Consider the following 17,725-nt stretch of genomic DNA (forward strand, 5'->3'; position numbering starts at 1 on the left):
CGCATTTTATGAAAGAGGAATAGATATGAGCTCAGAACAACCGATCCGCTGGGGCATCATCGGTCCCGGCACCATCGCCCGCACCTTTGCGGATGGCATCGCGCATTCGCGGACCGGCAAGCTTTCGGCCATCGCGACGCGCAATCCCGACAAGCCCGGCCTCGGCGACGGTTTCCCGGGCGCCCGCATCGTCAAGGGTTATGACGCGCTGCTTACCGACCCTGAAATCGACGCGATCTATATCGCCACGCCGCATACCGGCCATGCCGAATGGGCGATCAAGGCAATCCGCGCAGGCAAGCATGTGCTCGTCGAAAAGCCGATTGCGCTTTCCGCTTACGATGCCGACGCGATCTATCACGAGGCCAAGAAGGCCGGCGTTTTTGCCGGCGAAGCCTTCATGTACCGCGTCCATCCGCAGACGGCGAAGATCGTCGAGCTGGTGAAGAGCGGCGTCATCGGCGCCGTCAGGATCATCCGCTCCAGCTTCGGTTTTAATATGGGCACCTTCAAGCCCGAGCACCGGCTGTTTTCCAATGACACCGCGGGCGGCGGCATTCTCGATGTCGGCGGCTATCCGGTGTCGATGGCGCGGCTGATTGCCGGTGCCGCCGAAGGCAAGCCGTTCCTGGAGCCGGAGAAGGTCTCGGGCGTTGCTCATCTTGGCCAGTCCGGCGTCGATGAATGGGCCTCGGCAGTCCTGAAGTTCCCGAACTCGATCATCGCCGAAGTCTCGTGCTCGATCATGGCCAACCAGGACAACACGCTGCGCATCATCGGCTCGGATGGCCGCATCGAGGTCAAGGATTTCTGGTTCGCCTCCGGCCACAAGGGCGGCACCGGCAAGATCGAGATCGTCAAGGGCAACGAGCAGGAAACGGTCGAGGTCAAGGAGGACCGCTGGCTCTATTCCTTCGAGGTCGATGCCGCAGGCGATGCGATCCGCGCTGGAAAGCATGAGTTTACGTCGCCGGGCATGAGCTGGGCGGATTCCATCGGAAACCTCAGGGTTCTCGACCAGTGGCGCGCTTCCGTCGGCCTGGAATACGGGGTCGAGAAGGCAACGAAGCGGACGCTCAATCTCGCAGGCGCACCGGTCAAGCTCGGCAACAGCATTCCGAAGCGTGAAATTCCGGGCATCCTGAAGCCCGCCTCTGTCGTCACACTCGGCTTCGAATTCTTCCCGAATTTTGCCGCCGCATCGTTGACGCTCGATGCCTTCTATGAGGCAGGCGGCAATGCCTTCGATACGGCCCATGTCTATGGCGGCGGCAAGACCGAGGCGATCTTCGGCGACTGGCACACGAGCCGCAAGGTTCCGCGCGACGAGATCGTGCTGATCGGCAAGGGCGCCCACTCGCCGCTTTGCTATCCAGATATGATCGCCAAACAGCTCGACCAGTCGCTCGACCGTCTCAAGACCGACTATGTCGATATCTATTTCATGCACCGCGACAATACAGCCGTCCCGGTCGGCGAATTCGTCGATGCCATGGATGCAGAGGTCAAGCGCGGCCGCATCCGCGGCATCTTCGGCGGCTCGAACTGGACGCGGGCGCGCATGGAAGAGGCGATCGCCTATGCCGACAAGAACCGCAAGACGGCGCCGGCGGCCCTTTCCAACAACTTCTCGCTGGCCGAGATGCTGGATCCGATCTGGGCCGGTTGCGTCGCGGCTTCCGACGACGAGTGGAAGGCGTGGCTGAATAAGAAGCAGATCCCGAACTTCGCCTGGTCGAGCCAGGGCCGCGGCTTCTTCACCGACCGCGCCGGCCGCGACAAGCATGACGACGAGGAAATCGTCCGTTGCTGGTATTCGGATCGCAACTTTGAACGCCGCGACCGGGCGATCGAACTCGCCAACAAGCTCGGCCGCAGCCCGATCCATATCGCGCTTGCCTATGTCATCGCACAGCCCTTCCCGGTCATCCCGCTGATCGGCCCGCGCACAATCGCCGAGCTCGAAGACAGCCTCTCGGCCCTCGACATCAAGTTGACGCCCGAACAGGTGAAGTGGCTGGAAGGCTGATAGAAGGTTCGGGGCGCCTGACAAGGGCGCCCCGAACGCTTACAGCGCGGTCGTCACCTGCGACCTGACATCGTCGGCGAAGGAGTGAAGCTCGTTGCTCGGCACCGAGCCGACGAGGCTATAGCCGAGCCCGTCATTGGCCCAGCTCCAGCCATTCACCGCTCCGCTGGAACTCGCGATCATCGGCCTGTTTTGGTCGACCAGCATTTTGCGTGACAACATAACCAGCCGGCTTCCATGGTCGTTGTCATACATCAGCATGACGCCGGGACCATGCAGCGTGGATACTATCCGTCCGCCCATCAGCCGGTATCCGGCTTTCGACAGATCCGGGATGACTGCAGAGGCGCCTAGTGTTGAGGATGCCAGCTGCTTCAGCGTATCGCTCTCGCTGGCGCGAACTTCGACCGGGCGGACCTTGTCGGAAGCGAAGGTTCCGTAGCTCGCCGACGCTTCTTGCGCCAGCATCGCGACACCCTCGGTCGCAGGTGCCGTCATGCCCTTCACCAACCAGCCGCCGGTAGCGCCAACGGCCAGAAGCGCCATCGCCGCGGCTGCCATCGGCGCAAATCCGGCACGCGCCCGAGGCCGTCGGGCGGCGGCGATATGAGCCAGATTGAGCCGGCTCGGGACAGGCTCCTGCATGACGGGATCCATGGCTGAGCGCAATGCTGCAACCTGGCTTGCATAAGAGGAAAGGCGAGCGGCGGCTTCCGGGTTGCCCTGCAGATAATCTGAGACTTCGCGATGGCGCTCGGCATCGAGAACATCGTCAACATAGCCCTGAAGATCGTCTTCGGTGATGGGTTTCCTGGTCATTTGATCCTCCGCAGGTGCGGTCCGGCAGATGGCATATTGATGGGCTTGCGCTCAAGTAGCGTTCGCAGCTGTTCCCTGGCGCGCGAGAGACGCGACATGACGGTGCCGATCGGAATATCGAGCACCTTGGCCGCTTCCGAATAGGTCATGTCCTCGACGGATACCAGAAGCAGGATGCTGCGATAATCGGGTGGCAGGCGGTCGATCGCCGCCATCACTTCCTGTCCATAGACAATGCTCTCCTGGACGGCCTCTCCAACGTTGCCGGCTTCCGGCACGTCTTCAATAGCGACCGCAAAGCCGCGGCGCGCCTGTTGCCGTAGGCGATTGACCGCCAGATTGTGGAGAATGGCGAAAACCCAGGAACGCGGGTCGTCGTTGCGCCGCCGGTGCCAGTTGGCCACAACCTTTTCCAGACAGTCCTGAACTGCGTCATCCGCGCTCTCGGGATCGCCGAGCAGACCGCGCGCGTAGCGGCGCAGCGCCGGAATCATCGGTTCAACATGTGAAAGCATATCGTCCATGTCACCAGTCTCCGCGAGGATGGCCCGCACTGCAAGCGCGGGCCATCCCTTTGTTATTCCGCCTGGACCTGAACGATCTTGCCCGGCTTGCCGTCGGCCGAAGCGGCGACCACTAGGTAGCGCTGCTCGTCCTTGTGCTTGGCCTCGACGATCTGCCGGATCGGACCGACAGCGTTGACGATCGCTGCGCCCGCCGGATTGGTCATGAAGGCCGAAAGGCTCTGCAGTGGGCCGCTGCCATCCGGCTTTTCAGAGAGAGCCAGGATATAGGGCGTCTTCGCATCAAGTCCGGTGACCGAAGCCTGCAGCACCTGCGTCAGGCCCTGGTCGAACAATGAGACTGAGGTCGGCGCCTTGTCCTTCGAGCCCTTGGGACCGAGCTTGAAATGAGCTGCCTCGCCCGCCGCGCCGAGCGGCATAAGGTTCTGCATGCCGTCTCCCTCAGGCACGGCATTCGGCACGTAATTCACCGCCTGGGCAGCCTGCCCGATCGGAATGGTGGCGATGACCTTGTTGGTCAGGGTATCGATCGCGGCCATGGCATCGGCATTCTCAAGGCCGACATAGACGCGGGTGCCGTCACCGGAGGGCCAGATGCCGTGTGGCAGATTGCCGACCGGGATGGTGGCCACTTGTTCGAATGTGTCGGTGCGGAATGCCTTGACCTGATTGAGGCCGCCGACCGTGACGTAGGCGAAGCTGCCGTTCTTGTTGGTGACGAGATTGACGTGGTTGGTGATCGGTCCCGTATCGATCGTCTTGATCACCTCGAAGGGTGGCTTTGCGTCGAAGACCTGCACCTTGCCAGTGTCCTTCAGGGTGAACCAGACCTGCTTGCCATCTGGCGACGCCGCAATATTCGGGCAGAAGGGGCTCGCCTGCTTCACATGGCCTACGATCTGATGATCGGCGACGGAAACGGCGACGGTGTCGGGGTTAAAGGACGAGCAAATATAGGCATATTTGCCATCCGGCGAGAAGATCTGCATGCCCGGGCCAGAGGGAACCTTGATCTGAACCTTTTCTGCAAAGCTGTCAGCGTCGATGACCGAGATATAGTCCTCGCCGCGGACGGTAACCCAGACTTCCTTGCCGTCAGGCGTGTAGAATGCTTCATGTGGCGAGCGGCCGATATAGGTGGTGTGCTTGACGGTGTTCGTTGCGGTATCGATGAAGGTCACCGAATTCGAGCCGATCGAGACAACTGCGATGGTCTTCTTGTCAGGTGAGAAGCCCATGCCATGAACGAGGACCTGTCCCTTATACAGCGGGCTCAGATTGCCCGGCTGCGGATCGCCGAGCTTGATGACGCCAAGCAGCTTGTTGGTGGAGGGATCGGTCACCGAGACGGTGTTGGAAAACTGCTCGGCAGCATAGACGCGATCTTTGCTGCTGACCGGGATGTCTGCATCGGAGGCGGCAAAGGGTGCCTGGCCGGCAAAGGCGGAAAGTGCTGCGAGCGTGCTGCCCGCCAGCAAGGCTGCGGCGATTGATCTGCGAATGGTCATGGGGCAATGCCTTCTTTACATCTTCATGTTCGGATCCATGCCCTGCATGGTTCCGGCTGGGGTATTATCCGGTGCGGCCTGGGTCGGGGCCGCCTCGGATGGCGGGAGCGGATCGCTGATCGCCAGCTTCATGGCGGCGATTTCCTGCTGCTGATCCACGATGATTTCCTGGGCGATACGCTTGAGCTGCTCGTTCTTCCCGTATTTCAGGACGGCGATCGCCATATCGATGGCTCCCTGATGATGCGGTGTCATCATGGCCACGAAGTCGCGATCGACATCGCCGCTCGGCTTGAGCTCCATGTCGGCCATCATCTTGTCCATCGCGCTGTTGTTCTCGGCGAGATAGGCAGCTTCCGGACTATCGGATATTGGGGCCGCGGCCGGCTGGTGCTGCGCGTCATGGGCAAAAGCGGTACAGGCACCAGCGGCTGCGACGATCACGGCGATCGCCGCCGCGGATGTCTTGTGGGAATAGGCTCTCATGGCTTCCTTCCTTGCTGTGATGAATCGGTAGACACTGGCCGCGGCGGTCTATTCCCAGCCGGGCGAAAAAATTACGTCGGGTCGTCGAGGCCAAGCGAGGCGACCAGGGCAATGGCCGTTAGGCCGAGGACGATCTCCAGGGATGAGCCGAGCAGAAGAAGCCGGTTGGCGAGCTGCGGATATTTGCGCTGCATCGGCACGGCGCCATAGCGGTTGGCGGTTGCGATGACGGTCATTGAAAGGACTACCGCCATCTTGAGGGCGAGCTTTTCTTGATACGCGGATCGCATATCTGCAGGCAGATGGCCGAGAATCTGCAGGCTGCTTGCAAGCCCGCTAGCGAGTACCAGTGCCACAGCACCATGCCCAATCCGCGAGAAGCGCCGCAGCGACTTTACCGCCTCGGCCCGGAGGTCAGGTTGCCGCGCCAGCTGCATCAGAACAAGGAATGGCACCAGCGCGCCAAGCCACGCGGTCCCGGCAAGGATATGAATCGCCTCGGCCGAGATTTTTAGGACGCCAGCTGGCCCCCAACTCTCAGCGGCATGGCCGAGCAGCGCCGCCTCGGCAAGAGCCAGGCCGGACAAGAGGATGGCAGCTCTCCGGTAGCCCGCAAGGAACACCGCGAACGCTACGGAGCAGGTTAGAGCGCGGATCAAAAGCGCAAGGCCGACATTGGTCGAAAAAGCGACGCTATTCAGCAGGTCAGGATCGAGCGCTGCTGCCCAATCGGAAACGATCTCGGCGGTCTGGATGGGGATGGCGGCGAGACCGGCGAATGCGGCCAAACCACTGGCCGCAGGCAGCAGTGTTCTCATCTGGTGATACAGGTGCGCAGGGATAGCGCCGGTGCAGATGAGTGCAAAGCCGCCGCCGCCCCAAACGACGCTCAGACCGGCATCGCAGGCGAACCGCGCCAGCACCAGCGCGGCGTGCGGGCTCACGGTTCTACCGTGAAGCCGAAGGAGCCGGATGTCTTGTGCCCATCGACCGACAGGATCTGCCATTCGACCGTGTAGGCTCCGGGTGAAAGCGTGCTCGATGGCATGGCAGAGAGCGCCTTGCCATCCGCTTTTTCATTCGTGAGCGGCACCAAGTCGCCGGAAGCCGCGGTCAATGTGAGGTGTGAAAACGCGGGCTCGATGTTTTCGGTGAGGGTGATTGATATGCTGTTCGGCGCCGCCGTCAGCTTTGCGCCATCCGCAGGCATTGCGGTTTCAAGATGGGCATGCGCTGAGGCCATTCCGGCGGCGAGCAGTGTTGCGAAGAGGGAGGTGGCGAGGATCGCGGGTATCTTGCGGGGCACGTCCTGTTCCTTTCGAACTGGTTACATGCCGGTAGACACCCGCGACTGAAACGTATTCCACAGTCTGGCAAAAAATGCCGGAGAGCGAAGCTGCCTATGCAGCCGCAATCAACGTAGCCGCACCGCGAAACAGGAAGACCGTCGCGACAGCGGCGACCGCAGTCAGCGCGAGCCCGCCCAAAATGACCAGGCCATCGCGCTCGATGAGGCCGACGGCCATGACGCAGATGGCGACGGCGGGTGCGATATTGCCGAAGGGGATCGGCAGGGCGATGACGATCGCGAGTGCGAAGACCGGGACGCCGAGGAGGCATGGGAGGAAGCGGCCGGCGAGGGCCTTCATGCGCTGTGGCCGGATCAGCTTCTCGACCTGCCGCACCATCGGTCCGGCGTGACGCTCCATGCTCTCGAAGACCTTGCCAGAGAGACGGCGGTTGCGGAGCATGGCGGGCAGCCAGGGGCTGCTGGCGCCGAAGACGAATTGCAGTGAGATGATCGCCAGTGCCGTGCCGAACACCGCGCCGAACGGGCCGGGGATCGGGATCAGCGGCGGTATGGCGAGCAGCAGAATAACAAACCCGAAGCCCGACGGTCCCATTTCATCGATGACTTCGCCGATGCTGAGACCGTCCCGCTCGCGGGCGGTGGCGGCAAGGCTGGCGAGCGTGCGCGACGCCACGCCTTCTGATCGCTGCGCATCCGCCATGCATCAGGCCTCGGCGTCGCCGCGTTCACCCTGGAAGATCTGCGTCAGGGCCGCGCAGTTCGGATCGCTGGTGTCGAAGAGTGTGGTCGGCGAGGTCCAGCCGGTGGCGATGCCGATTGCCGTGCCGGTTGCCCAGACAGGCTCTTCGCCGGCGCGCTGCAGCAGGCGCGGGCCGTGGGCCGCAACGCATTGCTGCGATTGCTGCAGGGCCTGAACCGGAAGATTTGCAGCATCGACGCGCTCGCGGATTTCAGCGTGCAGCGGATCGACGACGAACAGGGCAAAAAGCCAGGCGGCGATTTCGGAGATCAAGGTGGTGCTCCCTTGGCGTCGGCGCGAATGTCGGAAATGGTCCGACATCGCGAAAGTGCCGAAGCTTTCGCCAGAGGGGCCCGGACCAGCGGGTCACGCGCTCATTTGGGGATCGCGGCGCCGGTTTCAAGTGCTGGTAGCAGCCAAAATGATGCGTCGCTGAGAGGCTGGAGTGGGCTCGGCGCATTGCTTCAGCCTCGTCCAGGCGAACTGATATCCTTTTAAATTCAGATTCATAGCACACCACGGTTGCAGTTTTTGCCCTTGAGACCTTGCGCCTCGCCTTTGGCTTTTGCTAGCTACGCATAAAGTTGATTCCAAGACTCATGTTTTTGAATCCTTTTCCGGCGATGAGCGTGGGGGCGTAGAGATGTCATTGAAATTTACGAAACTGCAGCTGCTTTCGGCTGCTGCATTGCTTGCGGTCGCGGCTGCCGATACCGCCTGGGGACAATCTGCAGAGCAGGAGAAACCGGCCTCCGGTGATGGCGCGACGAACCTCGCGCCGATCGTTGTCGAAGGGCGCGATCAGGGCGTTGCAAAGATCGTCGAGACGGATGGCTACGTGCCGAAATCCGGACGCACGGCGATGAAGACCGATACGCCGGTTGCCGAGACTGCCCAGTCCGTCTCGGTCATCAGCCGCAAACAGCTCGACGACCGCCTTCCACAGAATGTCGGCGAGGCCGTAAGCTATACGCCCGGTGTCCGCGCCGGCCAGTATGGCGCCGAGCCGCGTTACGACGCCTTCAAGATCCGTGGCATCGACCTGACCTACACCGGCATCTTCCGCGATGGCCTGCGCCAGATCAGCAGCCCGAACGGGCTCTTCCGCATCGAGCCCTATGGCGTCGAGGCGCTGACGGTCCTGCGTGGACCGGCTGCATCCATCTACGGCGCCAGCAGCTCGGGGGGCATCGTCGATATCATCTCGAAGCGCCCGACCGAGGAGAAGCTGCGGGAAATCGAACTGCAATATGGTTCCTACGGCCGCGTTCAGGCCGCTTTCGATCTTTCCGGACCGGTGACCGATGACGGTGTCTTCCTCTACCGGCTGACGGGCGTCGCCCGCGATGCCCGCAACGAGATCGAGGCCATCAAGGACGACAGGCTGATGATCGCGCCGGCTTTCACCTGGCAGCCGGACGAAGGCACCAAGCTGACCATTCTCGGCGAATATATGGATTCCACCACCGGCGGCACCTGGGGCTACATCAACAACTACGACAGTTCAGGGTCGTCGATCGGGGCAACGCCTGTTTACGGCGGTGATGAGCGGTTCAACGATTTCACGCAAAAGCAGTGGCGCGTCGGCTACGAATTCGAACACGAGCTGACCGAAGGCCTGACGCTGCATCACAAGCTGCGCTATTCCGATCTCTCCGCCCGTCAGGAATGGGTTTTCGCCGACTATCCCGGGATCGGGTACGAGGACAATCACGGTCTCGCGGCAGACACCTATCTCGAAGGCGATTTCAGCACCGGCGCTGCCCAGCACCAGCTGATCGCCGGTGTCGACTACAGCTTCATGGCATATGATGCCCGCCAGGGCTCCGGGCCTGATCTCTTCACCGACACCTACACCTATGTGCCGGCGCTGACTTACTTCGAAAAACAGAAGCAGAACTCGATCGGCATCTACCTGCAGGATCAGATCGAGATCGGCAGCTGGCGGATCGCGGCCGGACTTCGCCACGACTGGCACCGGAGCGAATATACGCCCGGCGGCGTCGACTACGTGCGCAACGACAGCGAGACGACAGGGCGCGCATCGATCGGCTATGTGACGCCCTGGAACGTCATGCCTTACATCAGCTACGGCACCTCCTATGTGGCAAATCCGGGTGTTGTGCTCACCAGCGGCGGTGTCGGCCACCAGGCAAACCCGACGCTCGGCGAGCAATATGAAATCGGGCTGAAGTACCAGATACCGGATCAGAACGTGCTGATCTCTGCGGCCTATTTCAACATCGATCAGAAGAACGCCTCGGTCTACGAGACCTCGTCGGGCGTCAATCTCCTGCGCCAGCTTGACCTGCGCTCGCGCGGCTTCGAGCTCGAAGTTACGGCGTCGCTGGATAACGGCCTCAGCTTCACCGGCGGCTACTCCTATAATGACGTCGAGATCACCAAGCTGACGCCAGAGACGGTCGGCAATCAGCTCAATTCCTCGCCCTATCACATGGTCTCGCTCTGGGCGGATTACGAGGTTCAGAGCGGCCCGCTCGAGGGGCTGGGTGTCCGGCGCCGGCGTTCGCTATGTCGGCTCGAGCTTCGGCGACAACAAGCATACGCCGGTCTTGAACAATGGCGCCCGCACCTTCGTCGATGCAGCGCTTCGCTATGATCTCGGCAAGCTCAACCCGTCGATGGAAGGCGTCAAGCTGCAGGTCAACGCGACCAACCTTCTCGACCAGGTGGATCAGGTCTGCACCACGGGCTTCTGCTACTACGACGAAGGCCGCAAGATCGTCGGCAGCGTGAGGTACCGGTTCTGATGTCCGCCAGCGAAGCCTCACCCGCAGAGTTCCCGTCGCCGGTCGCCATCTTCGTCGCCATCGGCGGCGTCTACGTGGCCCAAAGCGTTATCGGCGGGCTGACCATGCTCGGCCTTCCCGCCGTGCTGAGACAACAGGGATTGCCGCTCGACCAGATCGGCCTTCTCTATCTGACGGTACTTCCCTGGGCTGTGAAATTCCTGTGGTCGCCGCATATCGAGCGGTTCCGCCTGCCGGCCATTGGCCGCAACCGCTCGAACGTCATCGTCATGAGCGGCAATCTCCTTTGCGTTGCCGGTATCGTAGCGGTCGGCATCCTGCAGCCCGCAGTGCTGCTGCCGGTGATCCTGACGCTCGCCTTCGTCGCGCTGGTGGCTTCGACGGTCGATATCGCCTGTGATGGCTATGCTGTCGAAAACCTCGCCAAGCGGCATCACGGCTGGGGCAATGCGGCGCAGGTCGGCGGCTCCTATCTTGGCTCGGCGATCGGCGGCGGGCTGTTCCTGGTGCTGGTGGACAAGATCGGCTGGCAATATGCCTGCTTCATCATGGCCGGTGCGATCCTGGCGCTCAGCTTGCCGTTTTCGCTCGGCCCTGCGGCAAACGAAGGCGAGCGGCAGCGCAGCCATACGCCCTCACTTGCCGCAACCATCAGGCGGCCCGAGATCCGCCGCGGAATGATTGCGACCGGGCTCTTCGTTGCTGCGCAGAAATGGGGGCTCTCGATGCTCGGGCCGTTCCTGATCGACCAGGGCTTCGATCTCGCCACCATCGGCCTGCTCAATGGCGCGGGAAGCATGTTTGTCGGCCTTGCTGGCGCGCTTGCGGGCGGAGCGCTGGTGCGCATGTTCGGGACGCGGGCGGTGCTTGCGGGATCGCTTGCCGTCCAGGCGCTCCTGCTTGCCGGTCTGCTCTATGCCGGCCTCGGCGGCGGGATGCCGCGATCCGCGACGCTTGCCATCGCCATTGCCAGCTCCTCCGGCATCATGTCGATTGGCTTTGTTGCCCTCTATGCCCAGTTCATGGACTGGTCGGATCCGCGCCAGGCCGGCGTCGATTTCACGGTCTTCCAGTGCATGGATGGGATCGTCAGCATTGTAGGAGGCCTCGGTGCGGGATGGCTTGCCGAGCGTCTCGGCTATGAGAGCCTGTTTGGTGGCGCTGCCGTGCTCTGCATTGCCGCCATCGTCCCGATCTTCCGGTTGCTGCGGAAAGTTGGCTAAAGCGGCGCTGGCATCTTTGGCAGGGTCGTCTATCCATGGCAGCAGGCAATGAAACCTGCATCCACGGACGCCCGCAATGCTCACAAAGCTCACCAAAGACGATCGCATCCTGATCCTTTCGCCGCATCTCGATGATGCGGTGCTCAGCTGCGGTGGCCTCATGGACAAGGCTGTGAGGGATGGCATCACCGTCGTCGCAGCGACGATCTTCACCGCCGACACAGATATCGGCGGCGAGCCATCGCCGCTGGTTCGGGAGCTCCACGAGTGGTGGGGTCTGGGTGCCAATCCATACGAGGTGCGCCGCGGGGAGGATGTCGCCTCGATCAGCTATCTCGGCGCGGATCATATCCATGGCGGCCTGTCGGATTCGATCTATCGCCGCGGCCCGGATGGTGCGTCCCTCTATGCGACGCGCCAGGCGGTCTTTTCGCCTCCCGTCGCCGATGATCCCGCATGGGACGAGGTGCGGGCGCTTCTCGGGCAATGGCTTGCGGAGATAAGGCCGACCATCGTTCTCTGCCCGATGGCGGTCGGGCGGCATCTCGATCACGTCGTGACGACGGAGACATTCCGCGGCATTCACGACGCGTCGGATGCGGAAGTCTATCTCTACGAGGATATTCCCTATTCGGCGGGTTTCTTCCCGCCGAATTATCCGGACAATGTGCCCGCCGCATTGGAACGGACGAAGTGGACGATCGACGGGCCTGTCGATATTGCCGTCGATTTCGAGCGGAAGTTTGCGGCGATCGTGAAATATGAATCCCAGATCGCCGAAATCTTCCCCGGCCTCGATGCGAGGGAAGAACTCCGGAAATATATGGGCGACGGCTCCGTCTACAGGGAGCGGTACTGGCGCGTCAGGCGCTGAGCACTGTCCGGGGAGGCGTCAGGCCGCCGTTGGAGCGCGCGTCCTGTTTTCGGGTTCGCGCTGCCAGCGCGTCCATCAGCGCCGCCTTCACCTTGTCGAGATGATGCGGCTTGGTCACCACGTTGACCGCGCCCTCGAAGTCGGCGACCAGTTCCGGATTGCCGGTCATGAAGACGACTTCGATGCCGTATTGATCGATCAGCGTGCGGGCGATCTGCGGGCCGGTCGGCCCATCGGCGAGCTGAACATCGACGAGGGCGATATCGGCCCGTCGTGCCAATGCTATGGCTTCAATTTCCGTTCTTGCGAGCCCTGCGACTTCAAAGCCGTTGTCGAGCACCATGCTTTCGAGATCCCAAGCGATGATGCCCTCGTCCTCAACTATCAGTACTTTCATATCACTTCCAACTGCTGCCCCTGCGAGCGGAATTAGAGATGGGGGCTGGAAGGTCAATAGCGCTGGTTAAGAGTTTGGTAACGAGGGCGTGATGAGCCGCCTCACGACGGCTGCAGTTTGAAATCGCTTCCCTCGGGCAACAGCTGCCCGCCATCGACAACGATGGTCGTGCCGGTGATGTAGCTCGCATCGTCGGATGCCAGGAACAGGAAGGCATTGGCGACATCGCGCGGGCTGCCGAGCCGGCCGAGCGGGATCGCATCCTCCATGTTCTTGATGAAGGCCGGGCCGCGGTGAAGCTGCATGGCCTCGGTCATGATATTGCCCGGCTCCACGCCATTGACGGTGATGCCATAGGAGGAGAACTCGAGCGCCGCCGCGCGGATGAAGCCGTTGATCCCGGCCTTGGTCGCCGAGTAATGCCCATGACCCGGGCTCGTCACATGCGGGCCGGTGATCGAGGAAGTGAAGAGGATACGGCCGTAGCCCTGCTTCTTCATCGGATCGAGAGCTGCGCGCGCCGCATTGAAGGAGCCGCGCAGGTTGACGGCGATCACATTGTCCCAGTCCTCGGGGCTGGTGTCCTCGATCAGCTGCCAGGGATAGACCCCGGCATTCTGGACGATGATATCGAGCCTGCCATAGGTCTCGACCGCGAAGGCGACGACAGCCTTCGCATCTTCCATGTTGGAAATGTCGGTCTTGAAGAAGGCGACGCCGAGGTCTGCGGCGGCCGCGCGCCCGCCTTCCTCTTCGTAGTCGGCGAGAACGATGGTCGCGCCTTCCTCCTGAAAGCGCTTGGCGGTTGCCTTGCCGATGCCGCGGGCCGCACCAATGACGATTGCGATTTTTCCGTCCAGTCTTCCGGTCATGCCAGCCTCTGACGCAGTTTTTGCTTGAAGGTATCGAGAAGGACTGCCGCCAGCACCAGGAAGCCGTGGATCACCTGGGTGAAATTGGCCGGCAGGCCCATGAGATTGATCGCCGTGTTGATCGACGACAGGAGAAGCACACCGGCATAGACGCCGGGAAGCGCGCCGACGCCGCCCTTCAGGCTGACGCCGCCGATGACGACGGCCGCGAAGGCGTTGAAGAGCAGGCCGACGCCGAGATTGGCGGTCGCGCCCGAGGTGCGGATGGCGAGCAGCCAGCCGGCGAGCCCGGCGATCGCACCGGCCATCACGAAGGCGATGATCAGGTTGCGCTGCACCGGAATACCGGCGCGGAAGGTTGCCGTCTCGTTGCCGCCGATCATCGTCAGGTGCCGGCCGAACGGAGTCTTGGCCATCATCACTGAAAACACGATGAAGCAGGCGATCGCGATCCAGGCCGTCAGCGGCAGGCCGATGAGGCGCTGGATGCCGAACCAGCGGATGGCGGGCGCCAGATCCTGCGCCGAGCGGCCGCCGGAGACGGCGAGCACGATGCCGCGCACCCAGATGTAGGAGGCGAGCGTGATGATGAAGGCATTCATCTTCACCTTGACGATCAGGAAGCCGTTGAGCAGCCCGATCAGTCCGCCGACAGCAAGCGCGATCAGCAGCGAGACAGGCACCATCAGCCATTCGGGGCTGAGCGTGAAGCCCATGCCGATACCGGCCGAGCAGAACAGGATGCCGACGGCCATCGCCGAAAGGGCGGCGACCGATTCCACCGAAAGGTCCATGTGACCGGCGATGATGACGAGCGCCAGGCCGATCGACATGACGCCGAGAACGCTGGAGGCCTCGATGATATTGGCGAAGATGCCGAGCTGGAAATAATTCGGGACGAGCGCCGAAAAGACGGCGAGCACGAAGATGAGCATGAACCAGACGAGATTGTCGAGGACGAGCTCAAAGAATTGACGCGTGCGAGGTGTCATGCGGCCGATCCGGTTGTCTTTGAGGGAGCCCGGGCCTTGAAGCCCGGGCGCTGGAATGTCGCTCATTCGACGGATTTTACCTGAGCGGTCGGCGCTTTCTGGTTGCCCCAGAAGGCCGGGTCGTCGACATTCTCCTTGGTGATGGCGGCACCGGGGATCTTGATGTTCGGGCCCCATGCCTCCTTGGTGACGACGCCCTTCAGACCGAGCACGTCATATTCGCCGGGCTTGATCTCTTCCTTCTTGGCGATCTTGTCCATGAACATGGCGACGGCTGCAGCCTGGGCATAAAGCGGCTGCTCGACTTCGACATTCAGCCAGCCCTTGCGGATCAGGTCGAGACCAACGGGTGCGCCGTTCGAGCTCATCAGCATGACGTCGCCAGGCTTCTTGCCGGCGGCTTCAAGCGAAGCGACGGCGGCGACCGAGAGATGCGCCGCATGGCTGAAGATCAGGTCGATATCAGGATTGGCGAGCATCTGGTCGGAAACGATCGTTCCGGCATTGCTGGCTTCCCACTGCATGGCGGGCACCGAGATGATCTTCACATTGGGGAAGGCCTTCATCTTCTCTTCGAAGCCCTTCTGGATGTCGAGCGTATAGGGATCGCCGGGGTCGCCGAGAACCTGGAGAACCTTGCCCTTCACATCGCCATTCTTCGCCTTCAGGAGCTTTTCGGCCTGTTCGGCGGCGACGTAACCGATCTCGATCGTTCCGGCGACGGAGGTGAAATCGGATGGCGTCGAGGTGATCTGGCGGTCGAATTCGACGACCGGGATACCGGCTGCACGGGCGGCCTCGATCGAGGGTTTCAGCGCGTTGAAATCGACGGCGGCAAGGATGATCGCCGCGGGTTTCAGCGCGATGACGTCGTTCATCTGCGATTGCTGCGCATCCGTCTTGTTGTCGGCGTTCAGCGTCTTCATTTCATAGCCGGTCTGCTTGAGAAACATCTCAAGCGCGCTGACCGAGCCGGTCTGGAATTCGTCAAGCAGCGTAGGGACGAGGTAATAGACGGTGCCTTTCGACTGCGCGAAGGCAGTCGTCATCAATGACAGGCCGAGCGCCAGAACGGTCAGCGCGGCTAAGACTATTCGCTTCATGTCGTTCTCTCCTTTTGCGCCGGACCCTCAGTTTTTATGACCCCACCGGTCCGGCACCGGCGAGGTTTTGTCCGGTGATCATGCCGATCACCGCGTCTGCATTTGTCTTCGATGTCTCGACATCGCCCGCGACGACGCCCTGGCGGATCACCACGATCCGGTCGGCCACCTGGAAGGCCTGCTGCATGATGTGGGTGATGATGACGACGCCGATGCCCTGGTTGGCGACATGGCGGATCATCTCCAGACCGCGGCGGGTCTGCTCGACGCCGAGTGCCGCAAAGGGTTCGTCGAGAAGCACCAGTTTGCCGCCCCAATGGACGAAGCGGTTAAGTTCGATCGCCTGACGCTGGCCGCCCGAGAGATGCTCGACCTTGCTGCGCAGCGAGGGGATGCGGGTGCCGGCATTGGCCAGCGCATCGCCGACGACCTTTTCCATGGCTCGTTCATCGAGGAAGGGGATGCCGAGCACCTTGCGGGTAATCTCGCGGCCCATGAAGAAATTGGCGACGACATCGACATTGGTGGCGAGCGACAGGTCCTGATAGACCGTCTCGACACCGGCTGCCTTGGCCTCGGCAGGGGTCTTCGCCACATAGTCGCGGCCTTCGAAGATCATCCGTCCCGAGCTCGGCTCCAGGCCGCCGGAGATGATCTTGACCAGTGTCGACTTGCCCGCGCCGTTGTCGCCAAGCAGCGCCACGACCTCGCCCTTGCCGATCGAGAAGCTGACGCCCTTCAGCGCTTCGATGGCGCCGAAATTCTTGCGGATATTGTCGAGCACCAGCAGCGGTTCGCTCATGCGGCGATCCCTTTCTCGTCGGGGGTGGAAAACATCTGGCCGAAGCGCGGAGAGAGCACGCTGGAAACCGCAAGGGCGGCAGCGCCGCGCAGCACCGAGTTCTGGCAGTCGCTCGCCATGACCAGCCGCGGATGGCTGCGTCCCTCGCGCACCGCAACCGAATTCGGCAGGCCCACTGAGGCGACCAGCTTTTCTATGAGTTCGGGCGGTGCTAGCCCGCCAAGCACGATCGTCTGCGGATCGAGCAGGTTCTCGATGGTGCGGATGGCATTGTGGAAGATCGGGCGGATTTCCTCGGCCCACATCTTCTGCGACAGGCCGCGGCGATTGAAGGCGTCGAGCGAGAGATAGCGCTCGAGGCAGCCGTGGTTGCCGCAGGGGCAGGGCTCGCCATCGGGAACAGCGGGGATATGGCCGATTTCACCGGCATTGCCCCAGCCGCCGCGCATCACCGCGCCGTCATGAACCATGGCACCGCCAAGACCGACGCCGAAATAGAGGTAGTAGTAGTTCGAGAGCTCGGCACCCAGGCCGTAAAGCTGTTCGCCAAGGGCGGCACACGCCATATCGGTGTCGATGAAGGCCGGCAGCCCGGAAGCCTCGCCAAGCCGCTCCTTGAGTGGCACATCCTTCCAGCCCGTCATCGTCGTCGGGCCGATGAAGCTCATGGATTCGACGCCGAACGGACCGGGCAGCGCCATGCCGGCGCTCAGGATCCGCTTCGTCTCGCCGGTACCGCGCAGTTCGGCAACGAGTTCGCCGATCAGCTGGAAGGCGAGATCGGGGGCGACGTTCGGGGCGGTGCGATGGGCGCTCTGGACGATATTGCCTCTGAGATCGACGAGCGCCGCATCGATGCCGAGCGGCGTCAGATGAATGCCGGCGACATAACCGCCCTCGGGATTGATCCGGAGCACCGAGGGGGGAATGCCGCGGCCTTTCGGCTCCTCGCGGACGGAGAGGATGTAGCCCTGTTCTTCGAGTTCGCGGACGATGGTGGAAACGGTCTGCACCGTCAGGCTGACGCGCTTGGCGATCTCGGCGCGTGTGACCGGGCCGTTCAGCCGGATCGCCTCGAGGACGATACGCCGGTTGTACGGACGGCCTGATTCCTGATTGGTACCGCGCAACGTCATGTCACTGCCCCCAAGAACACGATCAGCTTCGCACCGAGTTTTTATTTAGTCAAACGGTTTTCAGAAATAATTCTGACGGTCGACAAGGGTTAGTCGTGCGGTGTCGGGCGCCGATGCGATTGATGGAATTTGATCAAG

At 62.1% G+C, this 17,725-nt stretch carries 19 protein-coding genes; 5 read left to right on the top strand and 14 right to left on the bottom strand.

Annotated features, from left to right (window positions below):
- Nucleotides 1-25: 25 nt before the first annotated feature.
- A complete protein-coding gene (locus tag ABIE40_RS22720; protein ID WP_199625850.1) occupies nucleotides 26-2,029 on the top strand; it encodes an aldo/keto reductase in 2,004 nt (667 codons plus the stop codon).
- Nucleotides 2,030-2,068: 39 nt separating this feature from the next.
- On the opposite strand, the gene ABIE40_RS22725 is transcribed toward ABIE40_RS22720, so the two are convergent.
- The 8 genes from ABIE40_RS22725 to ABIE40_RS22760 all read right to left on the bottom strand — a co-directional run bounded on the left by ABIE40_RS22725 (nucleotide 2,069) and on the right by ABIE40_RS22760 (nucleotide 7,690).
- Complete coding sequence (locus tag ABIE40_RS22725) at nucleotides 2,069-2,848, bottom strand: anti-sigma factor family protein (protein ID WP_130280869.1); 780 nt, start codon at nucleotides 2,846-2,848, stop codon at nucleotides 2,069-2,071.
- Nucleotides 2,845-3,372 carry an RNA polymerase sigma factor gene (locus ABIE40_RS22730; RefSeq protein ID WP_130280871.1) on the bottom strand — a complete coding sequence of 176 codons (528 nt, stop codon included), beginning with the start codon at nucleotides 3,370-3,372 and terminating at the stop codon, nucleotides 2,845-2,847. The genes ABIE40_RS22725 and ABIE40_RS22730 overlap by 4 nt, the downstream gene beginning before the upstream one ends.
- A 53-nt stretch (nucleotides 3,373-3,425) precedes the next feature.
- Nucleotides 3,426-4,880 (bottom strand): YncE family protein, encoded by a 1,455-nt coding sequence (locus ABIE40_RS22735; protein ID WP_199625851.1) that lies wholly within the window; start codon nucleotides 4,878-4,880, stop codon nucleotides 3,426-3,428.
- Nucleotides 4,881-4,895: 15 nt separating this feature from the next.
- Nucleotides 4,896-5,366, bottom strand: a complete 471-nt coding sequence (locus ABIE40_RS22740; RefSeq protein WP_199625852.1) for a DUF305 domain-containing protein — start codon at nucleotides 5,364-5,366, stop codon at nucleotides 4,896-4,898.
- Nucleotides 5,367-5,437: 71 nt separating this feature from the next.
- On the bottom strand, nucleotides 5,438-6,310 hold the full coding sequence (locus tag ABIE40_RS22745; protein WP_199625853.1) for a CopD family protein: 873 nt from the start codon (nucleotides 6,308-6,310) through the stop codon (nucleotides 5,438-5,440).
- On the bottom strand, nucleotides 6,307-6,672 hold the full coding sequence (copC, locus tag ABIE40_RS22750) for a copper homeostasis periplasmic binding protein CopC (RefSeq protein ID WP_199625854.1): 366 nt from the start codon (nucleotides 6,670-6,672) through the stop codon (nucleotides 6,307-6,309). Before copC ends, ABIE40_RS22745 begins: the two co-directional genes overlap by 4 nt.
- A gap of 94 nt (nucleotides 6,673-6,766) precedes the next feature.
- Nucleotides 6,767-7,378, bottom strand: coding sequence for an exopolysaccharide biosynthesis protein (locus ABIE40_RS22755; RefSeq protein ID WP_199625855.1), 612 nt, complete (start codon nucleotides 7,376-7,378; stop codon nucleotides 6,767-6,769).
- A gap of 3 nt (nucleotides 7,379-7,381) precedes the next feature.
- Nucleotides 7,382-7,690: a hypothetical protein gene (locus ABIE40_RS22760; RefSeq protein ID WP_199625856.1), complete on the bottom strand. Its 309-nt coding sequence runs from the start codon at nucleotides 7,688-7,690 to the stop codon at nucleotides 7,382-7,384.
- A 376-nt stretch (nucleotides 7,691-8,066) separates the two neighbouring features.
- Between ABIE40_RS22760 and ABIE40_RS22765 the strand changes: the two genes are divergently transcribed.
- The 4 genes from ABIE40_RS22765 to ABIE40_RS22780 all read left to right on the top strand — a co-directional run bounded on the left by ABIE40_RS22765 (nucleotide 8,067) and on the right by ABIE40_RS22780 (nucleotide 12,285).
- Complete coding sequence (locus tag ABIE40_RS22765) at nucleotides 8,067-10,037, top strand: TonB-dependent siderophore receptor (RefSeq protein WP_354541119.1); 1,971 nt, start codon at nucleotides 8,067-8,069, stop codon at nucleotides 10,035-10,037.
- On the top strand, nucleotides 9,991-10,188 hold the full coding sequence (locus ABIE40_RS22770) for a hypothetical protein (protein WP_354541120.1): 198 nt from the start codon (nucleotides 9,991-9,993) through the stop codon (nucleotides 10,186-10,188). Before ABIE40_RS22765 ends, ABIE40_RS22770 begins: the two co-directional genes overlap by 47 nt.
- Complete coding sequence (locus ABIE40_RS22775; RefSeq protein ID WP_199625858.1) at nucleotides 10,188-11,411, top strand: MFS transporter; 1,224 nt, start codon at nucleotides 10,188-10,190, stop codon at nucleotides 11,409-11,411. Before ABIE40_RS22770 ends, ABIE40_RS22775 begins: the two co-directional genes overlap by 1 nt.
- Nucleotides 11,412-11,487: 76 nt before the next feature.
- Complete coding sequence (locus ABIE40_RS22780; protein ID WP_199625859.1) at nucleotides 11,488-12,285, top strand: PIG-L deacetylase family protein; 798 nt, start codon at nucleotides 11,488-11,490, stop codon at nucleotides 12,283-12,285.
- Here the strand turns inward: ABIE40_RS22780 and ABIE40_RS22785 are convergent.
- From ABIE40_RS22785 to ABIE40_RS22810, 6 genes are all read right to left on the bottom strand, one after another.
- A complete protein-coding gene (locus tag ABIE40_RS22785; RefSeq protein ID WP_112718538.1) occupies nucleotides 12,275-12,682 on the bottom strand; it encodes a response regulator in 408 nt (135 codons plus the stop codon). The two genes, ABIE40_RS22780 and ABIE40_RS22785, sit on opposite strands and share 11 nt — an antisense overlap.
- Nucleotides 12,683-12,783: 101 nt before the next feature.
- A complete protein-coding gene (locus ABIE40_RS22790) occupies nucleotides 12,784-13,554 on the bottom strand; it encodes an SDR family NAD(P)-dependent oxidoreductase (protein WP_199625860.1) in 771 nt (256 codons plus the stop codon).
- Complete coding sequence (locus tag ABIE40_RS22795) at nucleotides 13,551-14,546, bottom strand: ABC transporter permease (RefSeq protein ID WP_112718644.1); 996 nt, start codon at nucleotides 14,544-14,546, stop codon at nucleotides 13,551-13,553. The genes ABIE40_RS22790 and ABIE40_RS22795 overlap by 4 nt, the downstream gene beginning before the upstream one ends.
- Nucleotides 14,547-14,608: 62 nt before the next feature.
- Nucleotides 14,609-15,649, bottom strand: coding sequence for a sugar ABC transporter substrate-binding protein (locus tag ABIE40_RS22800; protein WP_130280893.1), 1,041 nt, complete (start codon nucleotides 15,647-15,649; stop codon nucleotides 14,609-14,611).
- A gap of 34 nt (nucleotides 15,650-15,683) precedes the next feature.
- On the bottom strand, nucleotides 15,684-16,451 hold the full coding sequence (locus ABIE40_RS22805) for an ATP-binding cassette domain-containing protein (RefSeq protein WP_130280895.1): 768 nt from the start codon (nucleotides 16,449-16,451) through the stop codon (nucleotides 15,684-15,686).
- Nucleotides 16,448-17,587, bottom strand: coding sequence for an ROK family transcriptional regulator (locus tag ABIE40_RS22810; protein WP_199625861.1), 1,140 nt, complete (start codon nucleotides 17,585-17,587; stop codon nucleotides 16,448-16,450). Before ABIE40_RS22810 ends, ABIE40_RS22805 begins: the two co-directional genes overlap by 4 nt.
- Nucleotides 17,588-17,725: the final 138 nt, after the last annotated feature.

The sequence above is a fragment of the Rhizobium sp. OAE497 genome, assembly GCF_040546565.1.
In the GTDB taxonomy this organism is placed as follows: Bacteria; Pseudomonadota; Alphaproteobacteria; order Rhizobiales; family Rhizobiaceae; genus Rhizobium.

What these genes read in the sequence shown, in the direction of transcription:
- ABIE40_RS22785 (WP_112718538.1), bottom strand. Translation starts at nt 12,682, where the DNA reads ATGAAAGTACTGATAGTTGAGGACGAGGGCATCATCGCTTGGGATCTC.
- ABIE40_RS22790 (WP_199625860.1), bottom strand. Translation starts at nt 13,554, where the DNA reads ATGACCGGAAGACTGGACGGAAAAATCGCAATCGTCATTGGTGCGGCC.
- ABIE40_RS22720 (WP_199625850.1), top strand. Translation starts at nt 26, where the DNA reads ATGAGCTCAGAACAACCGATCCGCTGGGGCATCATCGGTCCCGGCACC.
- ABIE40_RS22795 (WP_112718644.1), bottom strand. Translation starts at nt 14,546, where the DNA reads ATGACACCTCGCACGCGTCAATTCTTTGAGCTCGTCCTCGACAATCTC.
- ABIE40_RS22755 (WP_199625855.1), bottom strand. Translation starts at nt 7,378, where the DNA reads ATGGCGGATGCGCAGCGATCAGAAGGCGTGGCGTCGCGCACGCTCGCC.
- ABIE40_RS22725 (WP_130280869.1), bottom strand. Translation starts at nt 2,848, where the DNA reads ATGACCAGGAAACCCATCACCGAAGACGATCTTCAGGGCTATGTTGAC.
- ABIE40_RS22780 (WP_199625859.1), top strand. Translation starts at nt 11,488, where the DNA reads ATGCTCACAAAGCTCACCAAAGACGATCGCATCCTGATCCTTTCGCCG.
- ABIE40_RS22735 (WP_199625851.1), bottom strand. Translation starts at nt 4,880, where the DNA reads ATGACCATTCGCAGATCAATCGCCGCAGCCTTGCTGGCGGGCAGCACG.
- ABIE40_RS22805 (WP_130280895.1), bottom strand. Translation starts at nt 16,451, where the DNA reads ATGAGCGAACCGCTGCTGGTGCTCGACAATATCCGCAAGAATTTCGGC.
- ABIE40_RS22810 (WP_199625861.1), bottom strand. Translation starts at nt 17,587, where the DNA reads ATGACGTTGCGCGGTACCAATCAGGAATCAGGCCGTCCGTACAACCGG.
- ABIE40_RS22740 (WP_199625852.1), bottom strand. Translation starts at nt 5,366, where the DNA reads ATGAGAGCCTATTCCCACAAGACATCCGCGGCGGCGATCGCCGTGATC.
- ABIE40_RS22730 (WP_130280871.1), bottom strand. Translation starts at nt 3,372, where the DNA reads ATGGACGATATGCTTTCACATGTTGAACCGATGATTCCGGCGCTGCGC.
- ABIE40_RS22800 (WP_130280893.1), bottom strand. Translation starts at nt 15,649, where the DNA reads ATGAAGCGAATAGTCTTAGCCGCGCTGACCGTTCTGGCGCTCGGCCTG.
- ABIE40_RS22775 (WP_199625858.1), top strand. Translation starts at nt 10,188, where the DNA reads ATGTCCGCCAGCGAAGCCTCACCCGCAGAGTTCCCGTCGCCGGTCGCC.